At 44.6% G+C, this 22,234-nt stretch carries 20 protein-coding genes; 12 read left to right on the top strand and 8 right to left on the bottom strand.

Annotated elements, in window-relative coordinates; all coding sequences use genetic code 11:
• Nucleotide 1 precedes the first annotated feature (1 nt).
• The 3 genes from galU to QE417_RS15630 all read left to right on the top strand — a co-directional run bounded on the left by galU (nt 2) and on the right by QE417_RS15630 (nt 7,746).
• A complete protein-coding gene (gene galU / locus QE417_RS15640; RefSeq protein WP_311951400.1) occupies nt 2-877 on the top strand; it encodes a UTP--glucose-1-phosphate uridylyltransferase GalU in 876 nt (291 codons plus the stop codon).
• Nucleotides 878-1,643: 766 nt separating this feature from the next.
• Nucleotides 1,644-5,348 (top strand): DUF4450 domain-containing protein, encoded by a 3,705-nt coding sequence (locus tag QE417_RS15635; protein WP_311951399.1) that lies wholly within the window; start codon nt 1,644-1,646, stop codon nt 5,346-5,348.
• 268 nt (nt 5,349-5,616) lie between these two features.
• On the top strand, nt 5,617-7,746 hold the full coding sequence (locus tag QE417_RS15630; protein WP_311951398.1) for a hypothetical protein: 2,130 nt from the start codon (nt 5,617-5,619) through the stop codon (nt 7,744-7,746).
• 203 nt (nt 7,747-7,949) lie between these two features.
• On the opposite strand, the gene QE417_RS15625 is transcribed toward QE417_RS15630, so the two are convergent.
• Together QE417_RS15625 and bshA are read right to left on the bottom strand one after the other, a co-directional pair.
• A complete protein-coding gene (locus tag QE417_RS15625; protein WP_311951397.1) occupies nt 7,950-8,432 on the bottom strand; it encodes a hypothetical protein in 483 nt (160 codons plus the stop codon).
• Between the two features lie 106 nt (nt 8,433-8,538).
• Complete coding sequence (gene bshA, locus QE417_RS15620; protein ID WP_311951396.1) at nt 8,539-9,675, bottom strand: N-acetyl-alpha-D-glucosaminyl L-malate synthase BshA; 1,137 nt, start codon at nt 9,673-9,675, stop codon at nt 8,539-8,541.
• Between the two features lie 219 nt (nt 9,676-9,894).
• On the opposite strand from bshA, the gene QE417_RS15615 reads away from it, so the two are divergent.
• A complete protein-coding gene (locus QE417_RS15615; protein WP_311951395.1) occupies nt 9,895-10,104 on the top strand; it encodes a hypothetical protein in 210 nt (69 codons plus the stop codon).
• A gap of 72 nt (nt 10,105-10,176) precedes the next feature.
• Here the strand turns inward: QE417_RS15615 and QE417_RS15610 are convergent, their stop codons facing one another.
• Entirely contained in the window at nt 10,177-10,698 is a 522-nt protein-coding gene (locus tag QE417_RS15610; RefSeq protein WP_311951394.1) for a hypothetical protein, read from the bottom strand.
• Complete coding sequence (locus QE417_RS15605) at nt 10,695-11,075, bottom strand: VOC family protein (protein WP_311951393.1); 381 nt, start codon at nt 11,073-11,075, stop codon at nt 10,695-10,697. Before QE417_RS15605 ends, QE417_RS15610 begins: the two co-directional genes overlap by 4 nt.
• A 244-nt stretch (nt 11,076-11,319) precedes the next feature.
• Here QE417_RS15605 and QE417_RS15600 point away from each other — a divergent pair, with 244 nt between their 5' ends.
• From QE417_RS15600 to QE417_RS15590, 3 genes are all read left to right on the top strand, one after another.
• Entirely contained in the window at nt 11,320-12,891 is a 1,572-nt protein-coding gene (locus tag QE417_RS15600) for a M28 family metallopeptidase (protein ID WP_311951392.1), read from the top strand.
• 129 nt (nt 12,892-13,020) lie between these two features.
• Nucleotides 13,021-14,067, top strand: a complete 1,047-nt coding sequence (locus tag QE417_RS15595; RefSeq protein WP_311951391.1) for an endonuclease/exonuclease/phosphatase family protein — start codon at nt 13,021-13,023, stop codon at nt 14,065-14,067.
• Nucleotides 14,068-14,246: 179 nt separating this feature from the next.
• Nucleotides 14,247-14,933 carry an SIR2 family NAD-dependent protein deacylase gene (locus QE417_RS15590; protein ID WP_311951390.1) on the top strand — a complete coding sequence of 229 codons (687 nt, stop codon included), beginning with the start codon at nt 14,247-14,249 and terminating at the stop codon, nt 14,931-14,933.
• 5 nt (nt 14,934-14,938) lie between these two features.
• On the opposite strand, the gene QE417_RS15585 is transcribed toward QE417_RS15590, so the two are convergent.
• Nucleotides 14,939-15,619, bottom strand: coding sequence for a response regulator transcription factor (locus tag QE417_RS15585; protein ID WP_311951389.1), 681 nt, complete (start codon nt 15,617-15,619; stop codon nt 14,939-14,941).
• A gap of 55 nt (nt 15,620-15,674) precedes the next feature.
• The gene (locus QE417_RS15580) at nt 15,675-16,889 is read right to left on the bottom strand and encodes a 3-deoxy-D-manno-octulosonic acid transferase (protein WP_311951388.1); all 1,215 of its coding nucleotides are present in this window, start codon (nt 16,887-16,889) and stop codon (nt 15,675-15,677) included.
• Nucleotides 16,890-17,204: 315 nt separating this feature from the next.
• Here QE417_RS15580 and galE point away from each other — a divergent pair, with 315 nt between their 5' ends.
• Together galE and rfbB are read left to right on the top strand one after the other, a co-directional pair.
• The gene (gene galE / locus QE417_RS15575) at nt 17,205-18,227 is read left to right on the top strand and encodes a UDP-glucose 4-epimerase GalE (RefSeq protein ID WP_311951387.1); all 1,023 of its coding nucleotides are present in this window, start codon (nt 17,205-17,207) and stop codon (nt 18,225-18,227) included.
• A gap of 7 nt (nt 18,228-18,234) precedes the next feature.
• Nucleotides 18,235-19,287 carry a dTDP-glucose 4,6-dehydratase gene (rfbB, locus tag QE417_RS15570; protein ID WP_311951386.1) on the top strand — a complete coding sequence of 351 codons (1,053 nt, stop codon included), beginning with the start codon at nt 18,235-18,237 and terminating at the stop codon, nt 19,285-19,287.
• Between the two features lie 83 nt (nt 19,288-19,370).
• Here the strand turns inward: rfbB and QE417_RS15565 are convergent, their stop codons facing one another.
• Nucleotides 19,371-19,799: a VOC family protein gene (locus QE417_RS15565; protein WP_311951385.1), complete on the bottom strand. Its 429-nt coding sequence runs from the start codon at nt 19,797-19,799 to the stop codon at nt 19,371-19,373.
• Between the two features lie 98 nt (nt 19,800-19,897).
• Here QE417_RS15565 and QE417_RS15560 point away from each other — a divergent pair, with 98 nt between their 5' ends.
• The 3 genes from QE417_RS15560 (at nt 19,898) to QE417_RS15550 (ending at nt 21,681) form a co-directional block, all read left to right on the top strand.
• Nucleotides 19,898-20,692, top strand: a complete 795-nt coding sequence (locus QE417_RS15560) for a M90 family metallopeptidase (protein ID WP_311951384.1) — start codon at nt 19,898-19,900, stop codon at nt 20,690-20,692.
• A 10-nt stretch (nt 20,693-20,702) separates the two neighbouring features.
• Nucleotides 20,703-21,185, top strand: coding sequence for a DinB family protein (locus tag QE417_RS15555; RefSeq protein ID WP_311951383.1), 483 nt, complete (start codon nt 20,703-20,705; stop codon nt 21,183-21,185).
• Nucleotides 21,186-21,249: 64 nt separating this feature from the next.
• The gene (locus QE417_RS15550; protein ID WP_311951382.1) at nt 21,250-21,681 is read left to right on the top strand and encodes a thioredoxin family protein; all 432 of its coding nucleotides are present in this window, start codon (nt 21,250-21,252) and stop codon (nt 21,679-21,681) included.
• A 232-nt stretch (nt 21,682-21,913) separates the two neighbouring features.
• Here QE417_RS15550 and QE417_RS15545 read toward each other — a convergent pair whose 3' ends face one another.
• Nucleotides 21,914-22,084, bottom strand: a complete 171-nt coding sequence (locus QE417_RS15545; protein WP_311951381.1) for a hypothetical protein — start codon at nt 22,082-22,084, stop codon at nt 21,914-21,916.
• Between the last annotated feature and the right edge of the window lie 150 nt (nt 22,085-22,234).

Here is a 22,234-nt window from a genome sequence, read left to right as displayed (position 1 = left end):
AATGGTAAAAAAAGCAGTAATACCAGCGGCAGGTTTAGGTACCCGATTTTTACCCGCTACCAAGGCATCTCCAAAAGAAATGCTTCCTATAATTGATACCCCAACCATCCAATACGTTGTTCAGGAAGCTGTAGACTCGGGTATCGAAGATATTTTGATTATTTCGGGCAAGGGCAAACGTTCTATCGAAGACCATTTTGACCGCCACCCTGAGTTAGAAGAGCGCCTGCTGGAAAAAGAAGACAAGATGTATGACGAGATCATGCACCTTTCAGACATGGCCAATATACACTTCATCCGCCAAAAAGAAATTAGCGGACTGGGCGATGCCATTTACTATGCCCGTCACCACACCGGTAATGAGCCATTTGCCGTTTTACTGGGCGATACCATTATCAACTCGGTAATACCCGTTACCCAGCAATTAATTGACATTTACGAGCAATACCAAAGTACTGTTATTGCGGTAGAAACTGTTCCGCACGATAAGGTATCACGTTATGGTATTGTAGGCGGCAGCATGCTGTCTGACACACTGATGAGCCTTGACCAATTGATCGAGAAACCATCAACCGAAAGTGCCCCATCAAACCTGGCCATTGCCGGCAGGTATGTATTAACGCCCGAAATTTACACCGCGCTTGAAAAAACTCCTCCGGGAAAAAACAACGAGGTACAATTAACCGATGCCATGGTAAACCTGCTGAAAAGTGAAAGCATGTATGCCCACACCATCGAAGGTAAACGTTACGACATTGGTAACAAACTCGATTTCCTGAAAACTAACGTGGAGTTTGCCCTGCGCCGTAAGGAGTTTGCCAAACCGTTTTACAACTTCCTGAAAGAGATCGTAGAATCACATAAAGACCAGTTTTAATATTACTGATTAATATAAGGAAGGCCGCTATAACAATAGCGGCCTTTTTTGCATTTATCCCCCGCTGTCATTTCGAACGATAGAGAGAAATCTTGTTCGGAGTAATTACCGAGTTTTCTGGCGAAGAAATGCGTGGTAAATGCCTATATTATCGGTTAGTTTATCGCTTTTATACCGCTCATTGCCGTGAGGGCTACTACTTTTGTCTTGATACAAAAGGTAGCAAAAAATCAAGTCACCTCCACAATGCTTCGTTTGTCGCACAGTCCCCACGCTGCAAAACAGGACAGCACCACGGGCTTTTTATCTTTTGCCCAACTTCGTTCCCTAAAAGCCACCCCTTCAGCAAAATCTAAAAGGCCCTTTCCTACCGCACAGGCCATCATGTGCTGCCCCGCTTTCGCCCCGAAGCTGGGAGACGACGGCAGAGAAATTGTCTGAACTGGAATTGGTCAGAATTAAAGAATTTACAGAATTGATTGAAGCTAAAAGGAGCGCAGGGCATTCAGCGCACCCGGCCGGGAGCTGCCCGTGCGTGGGGAGGGATTGCGATGAATAGGCCTTTTTGTTTCTTTTGTGGCTATGACAAAAGAAATAGCCCCCGCGGCAATGAGCGGTAGACGCCATGCCTAACCAACTTTGCACATCCTCCATCCTTATCTATCCTGCTCCTCCACAATTAATTTTGATTTAACCCTCAGTTTAGCCACCTTAGCGCAAACCAATTAAGCAGCGTAGTCATTACTTAAAAACGTAATAACTATACATGTTTCTATCTGTGATATTTAATAAATTGCTACCCAAATCGCTGGCGTTATGGCTCGCGCCTATCAGTTTATGCTGTTTGGCGCAGCAAACTAAAGCGCAAACTCCTGCAAAACCCTGGCATAACATAGAGCGTACCATACGTTACCAACCCAGCGGACAAGACTTTGTGATTAAAAACGGAACCCGCCGCTTTAACCGCGCCATTTACGGAACCAACACGGCGTTTAGGATAGAGGCCGGGGATTTACCTGAATTTGCCCTGTACCTGCCCGGCATGGGGGGCAATCTCAAACTTGGCCTCATTAAAGGCACCGAAAGCAAGTGGCTCATCAATGCCCAACACATTGAAGCAAGGTATCGTCCGGGTTCCATGCTATATACCATCACCGACCCTATGCTGGGCGCAGGCACCATCAACTTACAGGTGCTGGCCGGGGCCAATAGCGAAACCCTGATATTAAAAGCCGAGATGAAAAACGCAGGTGATGTGCAGCTTTTATGGGCATACGGCGGTGCTACGGGCAAAAAATTCTCGCGCGATGGCGACATAGGTGCCGACCCGGAATCGTCCTTTTATCTCAAACCCGAATATTGCGTTAACAACCGCTATCAGCTTAAAACAGGAACCTTTGTGCTTGATTTTACCGCAAAGGCAACCACTGAGGCTTCGCGGTATGAAAACGAACAAAGCCCGATCAAGGAGAACAAAGCCGAAGTTTCTAAAAACAGCATTACAGGCGTATACCCTGCATCGGTAGCTGTAAAGCAAGCGGATGCCGATAAACAAAGCGCACCTTTGGAATTGTATAACTCAACCTCCACCGGCAAGCCATTGGTATGCGGCTTAATTAAAGATACGGCCAAGCCTTTATACTGGATGATAGGCAGGGGAAGTTTAGATAAATCCTATTCCCAACTTGCTGCCGAAGCCAATAAGGCCGAAGCCGCACGTATAAAACTAACCTCGCGCGTACAGCTTAATACGCCCGATCCATACATTAATACTTTGGGCGGAGCGCTTGCCGTAGCTGCCGATGCCATATGGGAAGCGCCCTCATACATGCACGGTGCAGTGGCCTGGCGCATGCGTTTACCGGCCTGGCGCGGTGCTTACGTGGCCGATCCGCTGGGATGGCATGATAGGGCATGGCAGCATTTCAGTAGCTATGCCCTATCGCAAATTATTAACCCCGAAAGCGGCCCTGTGATTGCCGATACCGCCCTGCACCTGGCACGTCAGCAGGAAAAACTGGGTAATTCTATGTTCAGCAGCGGATATATTGCACGTAATCCGGGCGGAGATATTCGGCCGCACCATTATGACATGAACCTGGTTTTTGTTGATCAGATGCTCACCCACTTTTACTGGACGGGCGACATAGCGAGTGTTAAAAAACTCTGGCCTACCATTAAACGTCACCTCGTTTGGGAAAAACGTAATTACGACCACGATGGCGATGGCCTTTACGATGCCTACTGCTGCATTTGGGCCAGCGATGCCCTCCAATACAGCGGCGGTGGCGTAACGCATTCATCAGCCTATAATTACCGTGCTAACTTTGTTGCCGCCCAGCTGGCGCAAATAGCGGGCGACGATGCCACGCCCTACAAGCAAGAGGCAGAAAAAATAAAAACCGCTATTGCCAAAAACCTATGGATGCCGGGCAAAGGCACGTATGCCGAATTTAAAGATTTGCTGGGAAACAAACTGCTGCATACCTCGCCGGGGTTGTGGACTATTTACCATGCCATTGACGAGGGTATACCCGATGCCATGCAGGCCTACCAAAGCTTAAGATATGTGGATACCGAAATTCCGCACATCCCTGTTGTGGCTAAAGGCTTAACCGGAAATAACTACCTCCTGTCTACCACCAATTGGCTGCCTTACACGTGGTCGCTCAATAATGTGGCTATGGCCGAAAACATGCACACCACCTTGGCCTACTGGCAGGGCGGCCGTGCCGAAGAAGCCTATAAACTTTGGAAAAGCACTTTGCTCGAAAGTATGTATTTGGGCGCAAGTCCGGGTAATTTTCAGCAATTATCTTTCTACGATGCCATACGCGGCGAGTTGTATCGCGATTTTGGCGACCCCATTGGTATAACCGCCCGCACGCTGGTTGAAGGCCTGTTTGGCGTAAAACCCGACATGCTCAACAGCCGCCTTATCATTAAACCCGGCTTACCGGCCGGGTGGGCTTATGCATCGCTTAAGGTGCCCGATATGAGCTTTGATTTTAAGCGAACCGGTAATTCCGATAGTTATACCATCAGTTCATCATTACCAAAAACCGTCTCTTTAAATTTTGAACTGAACGCACGAGCAGCACAAGTTAAACAGGTTACAGTAAACGGTAAACCCGTTAAATGGACATGCCAAACATCGGCAGTGGGTAACCCGGTTATCCAAATTGCCGCCGGAACACAAAAGCAATACGTAATTAAATTGGTTTGGGGTACCGAAGCCATCATTGCAGCAACACCCGAAACCGAAGGGATAGCGGGACAGGCTTACAACCAATCTTTTGGCAAAGCCAGTGTTTTAAAGGTAAACGACCCGCAAGGTATTTTCGCCTCACACTCGTTTAAAGCCAATCAGCTTAATTATACGCTGAAGCCCATTACCGGCAATCACACCGCGTTTGTTCAGCTTAAACAAGGTGCCTTAATCTGGTGGCAACCGCTTAACGTGTTGGTTCACGCTTCGCCTGTTGAGCTTAAATTTGATGTAGAACAAGCTGCTGATCAAATTAAGTTTGCCGTAATAAACCACGCGGCTGAGGGCGCTGTTCAGGTTCAGGTTAATCCCGAACTAAAATCGACCTATACGCAAACCGTACAAGTTGACGCCAAAGGCACATCGGCCCCAATAACCGTATCTGCACAGCATTTAATGCCAGGCAGTAATCATATACGCCTGCAATACGGAGGTAAAGTGATTGATACAGCTATCATCAACTGGCGGGTGAACACCGGTCAGGCTATGCAGCCGGTTGACCTGTCGGCACGCTTTAACGACGAGGTTACGCATATTTACACCAATCAATACCTTTCGCCACGGCCGAAAAGTGTAACGCTGCAACTGCCTACGCAGGGTATTGGCAACTGGTGCTACCCGCTAACTACTGCACATATTGATGATAGTGGTTTACGCAAGGCAGCAGGCAATAAAAACCTGCTCGAATTACAACAACATATCAACTTTGCAACACCGGGCAGCGCGGGTAAAAACATTGCCTTTACCTCGCAATGGGATAATTACCCTCGTAGTATGAACGTGCCTTTAAACGGTTCGGCATCGCATGCTTATTTGCTCATGGCCGGTTCAACCAACCCTATGCAAACCCGTTTGGTAAACGGCACGGTGACTATTACTTATGAAGATGGCAGTAAACAGTTACTCGAATTAAGGAATCCCGAAAACTGGTGGCCTATTGAGCAGGATTACGATAACGATGGCTTTGCCTTTAACCCCGGCGCTGCCAAACCGTTACGTGTTTACCTTAAAACCGGCACCGCTACGTTAGATTTTAAAGATTTTACAACCATAAAAGGTTTCAGCAATAAGGGCATTGACGGTGGTGCAGCCACGGTGCTGGATATGTGGCTCGACCCATCGAAGAAGTTGAAGAGTTTAGAGTTAAAGACCATTACAAACGATGTGGTGATTGGGTTGATGGGGGTTAGTTTGGTGAGGTAGGTTGTTGTTTGTGAGGACACAGACAACGGCGTGATAGATAGTTTGGCGAGGTAATACCCTCTCGTAATTGCGAGGTACGAAGCAACCTCTGCGCAGGACGAGCAAGTGCAGAGATTGCTTCGACGCCCCTTTCACAATCCACCGCTGTCTCGCAATGACGTGAGGGGGAGGAGGTGCCTGTGGGATGCTGAAACAAGTTCAGCATGACAGTAAACAGAAAAACAAAACACACTGCCCTTTTTAAGAGCAGCACAAGAATAAAACCAATATGAAGAACCTTAAAATTATTTTATTTACGCTGGGTTGCGTGGCGGCTTCAACTGGCTATGCGCAGCGTATTAACCGCGAGCAGCTGGTTAAACGCCATAATGTGGTGGTGAAGGCTATCGATTCATTGTCGTCGCTATCCGTAGGCAATGGCAAATTTGCTTACACGGTTGATGCTACGGGCATGCAAACCTTTCCGCAAAAATACGAAAAAGGCGTGCCGCTGGGCACACAATCAGAATGGGGCTGGCACAGTTTTAAAGACACCATGAATTTAAAACCCGAGGAGTCGTTAAGGGATTACATGCTTAATGGCCGTAAGGTGAGCTACATGGTACAGCTAAAAACGCCTGAGCGTGGCAAGTTGGCATCGGATTGGTTCAGGCAAAATGTGCACCGTTTGCAGTTAGGTAACCTGGGTCTATTGCTTACCAAAAAGGATGGTAGTGAAGCCAAACCTTCGGATATTAAAAACATAACTCAAACCCTCAATTTATGGACGGGAGAAATTACCAGTTCGTTTACGTTTGATGGTGTGCCGGTTAAAGTAATCACGGTTTCGCACCAGCAGCAGGATCTGCTGGCGTTCAATATACAATCGGACCTGATGAAACAAGGCCGGTTAAAAGTGCGTTTGCGCTTCCCGTTCCCTACTAATGAATGGGCAGATGTAGCTACCAATTATAAAAATGCAAGTAAGCATACTTCATCGTTAGTTAAAAATGGTGCGCAAATGGCAGTTATTAAACACCAGTTAGATACCAATGCCTACTATGCTGAACTGGCCTGGACCGGTGCAGCTATCGTTACAAACACGGCAGCTCATGATTTTGTGTTATCAGCCAAAGGAGGCAGCAGTTTACAGTTCAGCTGTTTGTTTAGCAAAACCCAGCAAGCAACCTTGGCCGCCTTTACAGCGGTTGATGCCAACAGCATACAAAACTGGAAAGCGTTTTGGATGAGCGGTGGTGCGATTGATTTTAGCGGCAGTACCGATAAACGCGCCAAAGAACTGGAGCGTCGCGTTATCCTCTCGCAATACCTTACTAAAATACAATGTGCAGGCTCGCAACCTCCGCAAGAGACTGGTCTCACTTACAACAGCTGGTATGGCAAGCCCCACCTTGAAATGCACTGGTGGCACGGCATACACTTTGCCCTTTGGGGACGTGAGCAACTACTGGAAAAAGGCATGAAATGGTACGACCATGTTTATGATAATGCGGTAAAAATTGCCCAACGCCAGGGCTACGAAGGTGCCCGCTGGCAAAAAATGACCGACCCCGATGGTAACGAAAGTCCATCATCGGTAGGTGCGCTACTAATTTGGCAGCAGCCACACTTTATTTACTTTGCCGAGCTGGCTTACCGTGCTCACCCCAATGCCAAAACGCTTGCCGCTTATAAAAAGAACGTAATGGCCACGGCCGATTTCATGGCATCGTTCCCTTATTATGAAAAGGATAAAAACCGCTATATTTTAGGTAAAGGCGTTATACCGGCACAGGAACGGTACAATGCCGAAGATACATTTAACCCAACCTACGAGCTTCAATATTGGTACTGGGCACTCCAAACAGCCCAGCAATGGCGCAAACGCCTGGGTATGCAGCCTAATAAAAAGTATGCTGAGGTGATGCAAAAACTATCGGCCCTGCCACAGGCTGATGGCGTTTACCTGGCTACCGAAAGCGCTCCCGACTCGTACACCAATCTTAAGTACAAAACCGACCATCCATCGGTAATGGGTGCCTTAGGTATGGTACCTTACAACAAACGCCTCGACATGGGCGTAATGAATAAAACATTTGACCTGGTTTGGAACACCTGGGACTGGCAAGACACCTGGGGCTGGGATTTCCCGATGGTAGCTATGACAGCCGGCCGTTTGGGTAAACCCGATAAGGCGGTTGATGCCTTGTTTATGAACATCCATACTAACGTATACCTTATTAATGGACACAACTATCAGGACGATCGCCTGCGCCTGTACCTGCCCGGCAACGGTGGCTTGTTAGCCGCAGTAGCTATGATGTGTGCAGGTTGGGATGGTAGTAAGGGTATGAATCCGGGGTTTCCTAAGGATGGGAAGTGGAGGGTGAAATGGGAAGGTTTGAAGAGGATGCCGTAAGGTGTCTAACCTTCAGTGCCATTGCGAGCGATAGCGTGGCAATCTCCACATGCAAGGTTGTATACCTGCCTGGCTGAGATTGCCACGTCGCCCCAATGCTCTTTTCCTTTCCGCTCCTCGCAATGACACAAAAATAAATGTCACACAAAAAAACGCCGGCTATTACTAACCGGCGCTCCCTTATTAAAAGAAAAAAAACTATCTTATTGCTTGCTGAAGCTATACACCACATAGCCGGTGCTGTTGCCAATGGCAACCGGGGTTTTAAGCACCATTTTGCTGCCATCGTTGCTGCTTACCAGTAACTGGTAGCCTTGTTGCACGTTTTTGGCTTTGTCGCCCTCAAATATTTTTTTGAACTGGAACATTTGTCCGTTAGCGCCGGTATTGTTTACCGACCAGAAAATGGTTTGCGATACACCACTGCTCAGCGTGTACATGCCATTACCGCTGTTGGTCAGTTTCCAGGTACTGCCTACAAAGGCCGATGGTTTGGCCTCGTCGAACGCGCTCGATACGGCGTTTTCAACCAATCCTTCATAGCTTACCCGGCTTACGGTCCAGGTGCCGGTAAATTTACCACGACCAACGTTTTGAACGCCGGTGGCTGCATTTTGTGTAGAACAAGCCGCAAAGGTTAGCCCTATAACAACGGCAGTTAAAACGATTTGAAATATTCTTTTCATTGTAGTGTTTATTGAATGTATAATAATACACAAAACCGGCACGCTTGTTTGTACAGGTTTTGCGCTTTATTATTAACTCAGACCGTTATGTTGACGAACGGTTTAATTAAACACGTTTACTGTTTTCAATTACCTGCATGTAAAAGTTTTCGTATTCGGGTAAAATATTAGCCAAATCGAACTTACGGGCGTGGGTAAGGGCATTTTCTTTAAACTGTTGTAACCGGGCTTCGTCTTCTAAAATATAGATCGCGCGCTCGGCCATACCGTCCACATCACCTACATCGCGTAAAAAGCCGGTATAGCCTTCCACGTTAAGTTCGGGCAAACCACCGGCATTGGTACTAATAACCGGCACATGGCATGCCATGGCTTCTAATGCTGCCAAACCAAAGCTTTCAGATTGTGATGGCATCAGGAACAGATCAGATACCGACATAATTTCTTCTACGGCATCCTGCTTACCCAAAAAGCGTACGTTATGGCTTACGCCTAAATCGCGCGCCATTTGTTCGCACTCGGGGCGGTCTTGCCCATCGCCTACCATTAAAAGCTTGGAGGGTATTACCGCATTTACCTTGGCAAAAATGCTGATCACATCTGCAGTGCGCTTTACCCGCCTAAAGTTGGAGGTGTGTACCAGTATCTTTTCGCCCTCGGGGGCAATAGCTTTTTTGAAGTGTTCTTTAGGGGTATGGTTAAAGCGTTTCAGATCAATAAAGTTGGTAATTACCTTAATGTCTTTTTCAATGTCGAAGAACTTGTAGGTGTCTTGTTTCAAATGTTCAGACACCGAGGTTACGCCATCGCTTTGGTTAATAGAAAAAGTTACCACGGGTTTGTAAGTACGGTCATTTCCCACAAGGGTTATATCGGTACCGTGCAGCGTGGTAATAAATGGTATGTTGATGCCGTAGGTGGCCAGTATTTGCTTAGCCATATAAGCGGCCGATGCATGCGGAATAGCATAATGCACATGCAGCACGTCGAGTTTTTCAAAGCGCACCACATCAACCAAACGGCTGGCCAGGGCCAACTCATAAGGCGGGTACTCAAAAAGCGGGTACTTGCTTACGGCAACCTCATGGTAAAATAAGTTTTCGGAGAAAAAATCGAGCCGTACGGGCTGGTTATAAGTAACAAAGTGAACCTGATGACCGCGGTCGGCCAGGGCCTTACCCAGTTCGGTGGCCACTACACCGCTACCGCCAAAGGTAGGATAGCATACAATGCCTATTTTCATGAAAATGGTATGATTAAGAGTTGAGATGAACACACGATGGCTTCTCTCATACATAAAGCAGGAAATGCACAGCGTGGTTTCATGGCTGCAAGTTTAACAGCATTTAGCGGCAAATGTGTTATGTATATGTAAACTTTACAAAGCTAAGTTGTTTGTTATAAGGTTGTGACGATGTGGCATTGGTTTACTATATTTACTAAACACTAAACCACTTAATATATGGGCTTATTTAGCGCCGAAGAAGCAAAACCTTATCAAATAGATAATAAGCAACTGATTTGCACTTTTTGCGAAAACGAAACCTTTTATACCCGCCGAGAACAACTGCACTCACCCACCCGCACCTTTTTTAATTTAGAGTGGACAGATAGTACCGCCATGTGCTTTGTATGCAGCAGTTGCGGTTTTATGCATTGGTTTATGCGGTAGGTGGTTTCAGGAATACGTGACTATGATAATGGAGCAAACGCGGAATACTTGAGCCTCAATTTACCCACGTTATCATTGGTGCAAAGGCAGGTAGCTCCATGCTCTCCTTGTTAACAATGCCGATATTACAAGACTTATCATTAGGCCTATCAAAATACCATATAATATATATCCTGCCTTAGCCAAATTTACAAGCAACATTTCAGCACTGTTAGCCTTGGGCAATGCCGATAAAGGCGGATAAATGGTGATACCTTGCTCTTTGAAATTAAAGAAATAAGAGATTAACAGTGGCACACTTATAATCAGTAGCAACAGCAAAAAATTAAAGCAAAGCAATATGGTATTGGGTAAAAACCGTCGGTAACTATAAAAGCTTTCCTTCACATAATATATAACTATCCCCAGTAACATAAACGGAAAAACAATTAATCCAAAGCCCTTAACAATAAACGGAATAGTGTAAACAGTTACCTCAATATCTAAATTAAACAAGCCTGTAGCTGGTGTTAGCCATATGGCAAATCCCCAACAGAAAAGCAAAACAGCAACCACCCATAATAATTCGGCTAAAACATAACTCTTCTTAATCATACGGCCTGCGTAATCCACCACGTATTACCAAAGGCATCCAACACACCACAGCTACGGCCGTAATCCTGATTAGCGGGTGGCATAATGGTACTGGCTCCGTTATCCGTGGCTTTTTTGTAGGTGCCGTCACAATCGGCAACGTAAATAAACAATCCGGCGTTTTGTGCAGGAAATTGCTCTGTGGCATCAGTAAACATGATGGTGGCATCACCAATCTGCATTTCGGCGTGCATGTAAGTATGCTCATCGCGCATCACCTTCATTTTTTCGGTGGCACCAAAAACGGTTTGCATGAACGTAAAAAACGCAGCGGCATCTTTTACAATAAGGTACGGCATAATACGCTGGTAACCGGCAGGAATGTTCAGGTTTTCCATGATCGACAAATTGGTGATCAGCAAGTTAAGCAAGTAATTGGGCAAACGCAAATATCCATGTTAAATCTCGCGGTTTCCAGAAGAAATAACCGGGCCTATAGCTATTTAGTTAGCTTTATGCTTGCTTGGTATTAAAATAAGCACTAATAACTTACAATTGTAACGAAGATTTTAGCTATCAGAATAAAATTTGGTTTTATAAATCGATAGTTTTGAAAGAAACTCTCAACTAATTAACGCAAACATGAAAAAAACTCTACTCCTTTCACTTTTAACCGCTGGGATGGGCTTTTCTGCATTAGCGCAGGAAGTTATTGATGCCGAAGCGGTAAAAAAAATACGCGAAGAAGGCCTGAATCATTCGCAAGTAATGAAAACTGCCTTTTATTTAACTGATGTGGCGGGTCCGCGTTTGTCAGGATCTCCGGGTTTAAAAAAAGCTCAAAACTGGGCTGCCAACGAGTTAAAAAGCTACGGACTGGTAAATGCTAAATTAGAGCCGTGGGGTAAATTTGGTAAAGGCTGGCAGGTAAACAAAAACTATGCGGCTATTACCGTTCCTTACTATCACGCCATTATTGCCATTCCTAAAGCCTGGACCAGCAGTACCAAAGGTGCCATCAAAGGTGATGTTACCCTGCTAAAAGTTGATACCGTAACCGACCTGCAAAAATATAAAGGCCAGTTAGCTGGTAAAATTGTAATTATTGATAATAATGCCCCTGCATTAGTACGCAGCAAAAACCCCGACTTGTCGCGCTATACGGATGAAGAATTAGCAAAAATGGCTGCTGCTACGCCTCAACCTGCTGGCGGCGCCCGCGGCGGTCAGCGCGGTGGCGGTAACCCGCAAATGGCTACGTTTATGGCTGCCCGTGCAAAAGCTGCGGCTATGCGTGGTGCCATTAGTGCATTCTTTCAGCAAGAAAACGTAGCCTTAATATTGAGCCAGGGCCGTGGTACCGATGGTACAGTGTTTACCACTAACGGCGCATCATACGCTGATACTGCGAAAGCAGCCCTCCCTGAATTAGAGACCAGTGGCGAAGACTTTTTACGCATTGTGCGCCTGTTGCGTGCCGGTCAAAAAGTTAGCATGGAAGCCGATGTACAAACCCAGTTTTACAATGATGACCTGCAAGGTTATAACGTAGTGGCTGAAATTGCCGGCACCGATAAAAAACTGAAAGACCAGGTGGTAATGCTGGGTGGTCACTTTGACTCGTGGCATGCCGGTACCGGTGCCACCGATAACGCCGCAGGCAGCGCCGTAATGATGGAGGCAATGCGCATCCTGAAAACCATTGGCTTTAAACCAAAACGTACCATCCGAATTGCTTTGTGGAGTTCTGAAGAGCAGGGCCTGTTTGGCTCGCGTGGTTATGTGGCTGCCCACTTTGGCAAAAAAGATTCATTAAAAGCCGAGCAAGCCAAAGTATCGGCCTATTACAACTTAGATAACGGTACCGGTAAAATTCGCGGTGTTTACCAGCAAGGTAATGCGGGTGTTGGTCCTATTTTTCAAAGCTGGTTAGAACCTTTTAAAGATTTAGGTGCTACCACCGTTACCATTGGCAATACCGGCGGTACCGACCACCAATCTTTCGATGCAGTTAACATCCCAGGCTTCCAGTTTATTCAGGATGGTATGGACTACAATACCCGTACCCACCACAGTAACCAGGACACTTACGACCGTTTGGTTGAAGATGATTTAAAACAGGCAGCCACCATTGTTGCATCATTTGTATACCACACCTCGCAACGTGCCGAAATGCTTCCCCGTAAAGAAGCACCTAAAGCAGGTACCAACTAATTTTAATTTTATTATGACTTTCAAGCGGGCTATCTTAGTGATATTGCCCGCTTTTTATTTATGGCAAAACAAAACCTGCAGTTGTGCATTAATTAGCTGCACTAACAATTACTATTAGCTGTTTACGCCTTGCATATATTTAACATCATTTACTCGTCGCTGTTATTTGTTTTCACGCTGTTGCCTCTCGTGAGGCATGATTACTGGATATTCCGGGTATTTGATTATCCGCGATTACAAAAGCTGGTGCTGAACATAACAGGCATCGGTTTATGGATAATATTTTACCAAAGAGATAGTATTATTGATCTGGTATTCCTCGTTGCATTATCTGTTAACACCATTTTTCTTACCACGCTTATATGGCCGTTTACCCCCTTTGGTAAAAAGCAGGTATTGGCCGTTAGTAAAAGTAGGCCGGGGCAAAGTATTAGCCTTATGATAACCAATGTGTTAGAAGATAACGACAACTACGAAGGATGCCTTGCCGAAATAGCAAAAGCCGACCCTGATGTAGTAATCCTCCTGGAAACCAATAAAAACTGGGATGAGCAAACCCGCAAACTGGAAGAGAACTACACCTATCATGTGCGGGTGCCGTTAGAAAACACTTATGGACTTTTGCTTTATTCAAAATTAAAGCTTGAAGACACCTCGGTAAAGTATCTTGTGGAAAAGGACATTCCATCCATACATACCCGCGTTATATTGCCTTGCGGGCAGCCGGTGCAATTGTATGCCGTGCACCCCACCCCTCCCGTGCCCGGCGAAAACGTACGCTCAACCGAACGCGATAAAGAATTATTGCTGGTCGCCGATTTAGCCAAGGCATGCAACCTGCCCGTAATAGTAGCAGGCGACCTTAATGATGTGGCCTGGAGCCATACAACAGAACTGTTTTTAAAAATGAGCGGACTGCTTGACCCACGCAGGGGAAGAGGATTTTTTAATTCATTTAATGCGCATCATCCTTTTATGCGCTTTCCGTTAGATCATGCCTTCACATCAAGGCATTTCAAACTCAAACAAATAAAGCGCCTTAACAATTTCGGGTCCGACCATTTTCCTATTTACCTAAATATGCAATTTGAACCCGAGGCCGTAAAGGAGCAGGAGCCGTTAAGGCCCGACGCCGATGAGATTGAGGAAGCACAGGAAAAGAAAGCTAAGATTTAAGCCAATTAATAGCAAAATACCCATTTCCGGTGATTGATTAGCCGAGAGTTTAATGGCATATTGCGCTATTTAAATAGTTTTAAAATTCCGCTTATAAATCCTTATTAAAAGTATTTCTTAAGCCTTATCACTCAAAGCCCTTGCATTATGCAGGGGCTTTTTTTATTTTGAGCCTATCTATGAAAAAACTTATCATCCTAACCGGGGCCGGCATCAGTGCCGAGAGCGGCTTAAAAACTTTTCGCGACAGTGATGGATTGTGGGAAGGTTACGATATTGAAGAGGTAGCTACACCGCAAGGTTGGCGAAAAAATCCGGCGTTGGTACAGGAGTTTTACAACATGCGCCGAAAGTCGGTTTTGGAAGCCCAGCCTAATGCAGCCCATCATGCGCTGGTTGAGTTGGAAAACAAGTACGATGTAACCATTATTACCCAAAACATTGATGATTTACACGAGCGGGCGGGATCAGGCAAGGTGGAACACTTACATGGTGTAATTATACGGTCGCAATCAGATATTGATCCAACCTTAACCTACCCCATTGATGGCTGGGAACTTAAATTTGGTCAGTTGTGCGAATTGGGGTCACAGCTTCGCCCGCATGTGGTTTGGTTTGGCGAGGACGTGCCCATGATAGAAACTGCAGCAAAGCTATGTTCAGAGGCTGATATTTTTATGCTGATCGGTACTTCACTGGCAGTATACCCGGCAGCCGGGCTCATTAATTATGTACCCAATTACTCTCCCAAATACATCATAGACCCTAACATACCGAAAGTACGCGAGAGTGCTTTGGTGCATAAAATTGAAGCGAAGGCAACTATAGGTGTGCCGCAAGTGGTAGCAAAACTGCTGGCAGATTAAAAACACTATATCAGGTCAAAGGCGCGGGCATATTGGCTTAATTCGTAAAAAGAGTTGGTGCCCAACTTTCTTTTAATGTTTTTACGGTGTGTTTCAACTGTATTGAATGAGATGAATAGCTCGGCTGCTGTATCGCCCGAACTTTTACCTTCTGCCATATATTTCAGTATGTCGCGTTCGCGCTGACTTAATGATGCATACTTATTAATATTCTGCCGCAAAAAATTATTTTCCTGCAAGAGGCGCTCGGCCTTGGCCTTCATGTGGTGCATAGCCTCTACAGGGAAGGCCATAGTAATGGTGTAAAGTGGTGCGCCTGCAGCATCGCGCATCCATATTTTAACGCTGCTCATATGCCAGGTATAATCTGCTTGCCCCTTATATCGTACCTGCTGAAAGTAGGTGCAAAACTCATCATCATTATTATGCTCCAACATAGTTAATATCTTGGGCACATAATCTTTGGCATCTTCTCCGTTAAAAAACTTGTTGTAGTATTCGGCCGATGAAAGTTGGGTGGCTTCCTCTTGCGTAATACCCAGCAGGGCAAGTCCACGTTCAGACATCCACACCACCGAGCCATCGAGTTTATGAATAATTACTACCCCGGGAAGAGTGTTTGACAGCCGGGCAAGTTCGGCAATATGCTTGTTAAAGGTATCAGTAGACAAAGTAGAATATGACAAGTGGGGTTATTGTACCTCAAATATAAATAATCTACCCAAAGTATAGATTAAATATTTAGCGCAACAGCGTAGTCATAATTAGCTCGGTAGCACCTTTGCTTTTGTTAACATAATCGCTGCAAATATGGCCGGTAGCTTCGCGAAACTCATTATCAAACACCAGCTTATCGGTTAGCTTTTTTAGCTCTTCGGCATTGCTAATGCTGAAACCGCCTCGCAGGCTGATTAAATCTCGTGCTTCTTTAAATCGCTCGTAGTTGGGGCCAAATATTACCGGGATACCAAACGCCGCAGCTTCGAGCGTGTTGTGAATGCCAACGCCAAAACCACCGCCAATGTAAGCCATGTTGCCGTATTGATAAAGAGATGAAAGCATCCCGATATTATCGATGACCAAAACCTGGTAACCCGAAATATCAGTCATGCGCGGAAACTCCGAGAAACGCATAATTTTACTCTGTGGAATAGCATTAGTGAGCCGTAATATTTTATCCTCCCCTATCTCGTGTGGGGCAAATATAAATTTCCAGTCGGGGTGGCGCTCAATCAGCGGAATGATCAGGTCTTCATCAGGCGGCCAGGTGCTACCTGCTATAAAAACCTTTTGATCTTCAATAAAAGTTTCAATAAGTGGCAAAGCCTTTGGAGATTTGGCATTCGTAAACACCCGATCAAAACGGGTATCTCCGCTTATCAATACGTTGTTAACACCTATGGTTTTGAGCAGATCCTTTGAAGCCTCATCCTGCACAAAAAAGCGGGTAACCTTGCTCAAAATTTTGCGGTGAAGGCCACCATACCATTTAAAAAATATTTGATTAGGCCTAAATATGGCCGATATAACGTAAAGCGGTATTTGCCGTTTATGCAGCTCGTTAAAATAATGGTACCAATACTCGTACTTGGTAAAAACAACTATCGATGGCTTTATGGCTTCAATAAATTGCCGGGCATTCTTGGCGCTATCTAATGGCAAATAGTACACTGTATCGGCAAAAACGGTATTCTTACGTATCTCGTAGCCCGATGGCGAAAAGAATGTTATTACTATTTTATGATCGGGGTACTTAAGTTTGGCTTGCTCTAAAACCGGCCTGCCTTGCTCAAACTCACCTAACGAAGCAAAATGGAACCATATACTTTTAGGTAGCGGTGTAACCTTTTGGGTGCGGCGTCCGTTTACCCATGCTTTAGCTTTGGCACTAAAGTTAGATGCAATAATGGCAAGCAGATAATATAATTTAATGCTAATATTGTAGATAATAAGCATCCGTGTTATAAGTATTATATTCGTTGACTGTAAAAGTAACAATTTAACCAGCAACATAATTAATTACATGCTTAAAATGCTCTTTAGTTTTTTGGTAATGGTTCATGGTTTAATGGTAACTGCCCTAATAATCCTGAGTAAGAATTATTTGACATGGCTAAAGCCAAAACTATTTTAACTGGTAGGTGGAGTTAAACCACCAGGAGGTTTTAAAGATTACTTACGAGTGCTTTAAGCATTGCCTTAGTACATCATTGAACACAAGGAGTTCTCTCAATACAATAAATAATAATTATAATTGCGAAAAGTATTTCTATGAAAAAAATATTGGTAACCGGTGGATTGGGTTTTATAGGCTCGCATACGGTTGTTGAACTGGTGCAGGCTGGTTACGAACCTGTCATAATTGATGATCTGTCTAACTCGCACATCAGCATTTTAGATCAATTAACTACCATTCTGGGTTTTAAACCACAATTTCACCAGGTAGACCTTTGTGATGAAGCTGCAGTAAAAAACCTGGCAACTTCAATTGCCGATGTTAGTGGCATTATTCACTTTGCGGCCTTTAAGGCCGTGGGCGAATCGGTTGCTCATCCGTTGAAATACTACCGTAACAATTTTTACTCACTGCTTAACCTGTTAAACGGGTACTATGGCAAGCCCTTAAACTTTGTGTTCTCATCAAGCTGCACCGTTTATGGTCAGCCCGATCATTTGCCTGTAACCGAAGATGCACCTGTAAAAGCTGCGCAATCACCTTATGGTAACACCAAGCAAATTGCAGAAGAAATACTGCAAGACATGATCGCTTCGGGCGCTAACTATAAAGTGGTATCATTACGCTACTTTAACCCTGTTGGTGCGCATGAGTCGGCCTTAATTGGCGAGTTGCCAATTGGTGTACCACAAAACCTGGTACCGTTTATTACTCAAACCGCCATTGGCAAACGCGAAAAAGTAACCGTTTTTGGTGATGATTACAATACGCCTGATGGTAGCTGTATACGCGACTATATTCATGTGGTTGACTTGGCTAAAGCACACGTTGCCGCATTAAAATATATGGAAGATGAAGGCTTTAAAGGTTATGATGTATTTAACATCGGTACCGGCAAAGGCACTTCGGTACTGGAAATAGTAAATGCTTTTGAGCGCACCACCGGCGTTAAATTTGCATGGAGCATTGGTCCGCGCCGCGAGGGCGATGTGGAGCAGGTTTGGGGAGATGTAACCAAATCATCAGAAGTGCTGAAATGGAAAGCCGAGCTGAATGTTGATACCATGATGGCATCGGCGTGGGAGTGGGAAAAAGCAATTGCCAACAAACCATTATAAGGTTTATATGAAAAAAATTATCATTACCGGCGGTGCCGGCTTTATTGGGTCGCATGTGGTGCGCAGGTTTGTGAAGTTTCACCCTGAATACCAGATCATCAATCTTGATAAATTAACCTATGCCGGTAACCTGGCTAACCTTAAAGACATTGAGAATGAGCCTAACTATAAATTTGTAAAAGGTGATATTGTTGATGCCCAGTTTATAGATGAGCTTTTTGGTGCCGAAAAGCCTGATGCGGTTATCCATTTAGCTGCCGAATCGCACGTTGACCGCTCTATATCGAACCCGCTGGAATTTGTAATGACCAACGTGGTGGGCACGGTAAACCTGCTTAACGCAGCTCGCTACCACTGGAAAGGTCGTTACGATGAAACCCGTTTTTACCACGTATCAACCGATGAGGTTTACGGCACATTAGGCGAAACCGGAATGTTTACTGAAGAAACCGCTTATGATCCGCATTCGCCGTACTCGGCCTCAAAGGCAAGCTCCGACCACATGGTGCGTGCCTACCAGGATACTTATGGTATGGATGCCGTGATCTCGAATTGCTCTAACAACTATGGCTCGTATCATTTTCCCGAGAAGCTGATACCGCTTTCAATACATAACATCAAGCAAAACAAGCCTATACCAATTTACGGCAAAGGCGAAAACGTGCGCGACTGGTTATGGGTTGAAGATCATGCCCGCGCTATTGACGTGATTTTTCACAAAGCAAAATCAGGCGAAACATACAATATTGGCGGCCATAACGAATGGCAGAACATTGAACTGATCAAGCTTTTGTGCGAGATCATGGACCAGAAATTAGGTCGCGAAGCAGGCACATCAGCAAAACTGATCACCTACGTAACCGACCGCGCCGGCCACGATTTACGTTACGCCATTGATGCCACCAAACTTAAAAACGAGTTAGGCTGGACCCCAAGCATTACCTTTGAAGAAGGTTTGGAGAAAACCGTTGACTGGTACCTGGCTAACGAAGAATGGCTGAATGATGTAACATCAGGGCACTATCAGCAATATTACGATGAACAGTATACCGACCGGTAATCCCTCATCATATATAAAATTAAAAAAGGGGCTGTTTTTTTTTCTAAAAACAGCCCTTTTTTATTAGATGTAAAGTTTACTCATTACAAACTCGGGTCAAAATCCACGATCCATTCAATGCCATACTTATCTCTGAACATACCGGCATAGGTGCCCCATGGACTGTCGTCGATTGGCCCTTCCACATCTCCACCTGCCGATAGGCTGTTGAATATTTTATCAGCTTCTTCGCGGCTTTCGGTGCTTACATGTATTTTCGACCTGTTTTCATCTTCGCTTACACTGCCAAAAAAGGCAGGAACATCGTTGCCTATCAGCACATTGTTTTTACCAAGCGGTAAACCAATATGCATGATCTTATCGGCCTCCTCTTCCGGCACCTCAAAATCAGGACCTGCCAAGTCTTTAAAACGGGTGATCCTGGTAAATTCTCCACCAAAAACTGATTGGTAAAAATTAAATGCTTCTTCGGCATTACCATTGAAGTTGATCCAAGGATTTATTGCTCTCATGGTTTTGTTTAGTTTTATATTGTTTACTGCAAATTACAAACTTCAGGCATTCTTATATTCATCCGAACTATATTCAAACACAAACGTTACCCAAAACCATGAACACATTTGTTGTTGTTACTGCGCTGATTGTGTTGGCGCTTATTTTAGCCGCATATAGCTTATTTGGCAAAAAACCTAAGGATAATACGCCTGCCTTATCGTTAAATGAATCATTAAAAAAGTTGTTAAACGACCATGTAGACTACTACACCAACCTTGATGATGCTAACCAATTACGCTTTGAAAGCATGATAGCCGCATTTTTAGATCGTGTGCATATTGAAGGCGTAGGGCTTGAGATAACCGATCTTGACCGGGTGCTGGTGGCCTCCAGTGCCGTAATTCCTATTTTTGGCTACAAAGAGTGGCGTTATAACAACCTCACCAATGTAATACTCTATCCCGATACTTTTAACAACGATTTTCAGTTTGAAGGCGATGAAAACCGGAACATTATGGGCATGGTTGGCTCGGGGTATATGAACGGTCAGATGTTGCTATCGCGTTCGGCTTTGTTGCATGGGTTTAGCAAATCATCGGGCAAAAGCAACACCGGCATACACGAGTTTGTACACCTGCTTGATAAAAGCGACGGCGCAACCGATGGCGTGCCTGAAAACCTGATACCGCACGAATATGCCACACCCTGGCTAAAAATGATGCACCAGGAAATCAACCGCATTGAGCGGGGCAAATCGGACATTGATGCTTACGCGGCCACCAATGAGGCTGAGTTTTTGGCCGTGGTGTCTGAATACTTTTTTGAGAAACCTGACCAGTTGCAGGATAAACATCCCGAATTGTATGAGCAGTTAAGCCGCATATTTGCACAAGACCCGGCAGCTAATTAAATTTACATACATGGAAAATGCAGCTCTCCTATATCAGCAATACGAAATGATTCGCGGTTCGCGCGGTGTGGTACTTCAGTTTGCTGAAACCAATTTACCTGGTCAATTGCACACGCCCGTACCTGCCTTTGTTGATAAGAGCATTGCCTACTTGTGGGTTCATAACGCCAACGTATACCTGCACTGGATGGCCAATTTCACAATGAAACTGAACATGCCTTATGCCGATGAAAAAGACTATCCCGATTTACAAAGCATACGCAATTTTTATATTCAGGTTGATCAACTGGTAATCAGCTTTATTAACACTTACGAGAACAGGCTTACCGAAACCATCAATGGAATTACTGCCAGCGGCAAACAGGCACAGTCAACGCCATTACAAATTTTCACCCATGTTGCTACGCACGAGTTTCATCATAAAGGACAAATTTTGAGTATGTTCAGGCTGTTAGGCCACATACCGCCCGATACGGATGTGATCAGGTTTTAATCCTTTGCTGCAAATGCTTGTCCAACTTTACCAATAAAGAAACTGGTATATAATTATGAATTACTTGAGAAGAACATTGATTATATGGGTTATTACCCTCACAATGTGCGCCACCCTGTATGCACAAACCGATAAGCAGATAAACTTTATTGAAAATTCATGGCCCGAAGCCCTGAAACAGGCTGCTGCTCAAAATAAATACATTTTTGTAGATGCCTATGCCTCTTGGTGCGGCCCGTGCAAAATGCTGAAGGCAACCACCTTTAAAAACAAAAATGCCGCAACGTTTTATAATCAAAACTTTATAAACGTTGCATTAGATATGGAAAGAGGCAACCACCCGCAATTAGCACAGCAATGGGGCATGCGGGCTTATCCTACCCTCATTATATTTGACAGCAAAGGAAAAATTGTATTGAACACGGTTGGCTTTATAACGGCTAAAGATTTAATAAGCTTTGGAGAAGAAGCCTTGCGCCGACGGAAAGATATATAAAAAGAAAGTCGGACAACTCTCGCAGTAATCCGACTCTACATCTACCTATGAAAAACAGCCCTTTTGAGTAGGGCATTAATACATAGACAATTCTTGTACCAATGGTTTAATCCGGCCTCTACAAGCAAAAATCAGCACCTTTCATAGTTAATTATTTTTCTCTTGTAGAAAAATTTCCCACAAATGTGGAATTTGGGATAATTAATTCCACATTTATATTTTTAATCAAAGGTTATTCACCATGTCCATCAGTACGTGTTCCTACAGAACTGGTATCCCGGCGAGATGTGGCTGTATCCCGCGCATTCGATGGCCCTCCAAACTTATTTTTCGGGTCTTCATGGCACGAGTACAGCAATATGGCTAATAATGACATCAATAAATATTGGAGGCTTGGCTTCATGTTAGTTTCTTTAAAATTTTAACATTGTCGGTAAATCATTGTTCTGATTTTCTTGAAACTTAAAATTATTCCGCGGTTATATTTTCAACCTATTGCTAAATATTTAAACACATTAATAATAAACTATATATAAATTGTTGTGTTAGGATA

The sequence above is a fragment of the Mucilaginibacter terrae genome, from assembly GCF_031951985.1.
Lineage (GTDB): Bacteria > Bacteroidota > Bacteroidia > Sphingobacteriales > Sphingobacteriaceae > Mucilaginibacter > Mucilaginibacter terrae_A.
This window is presented reverse-complemented; position numbering and strand designations above follow the sequence as displayed.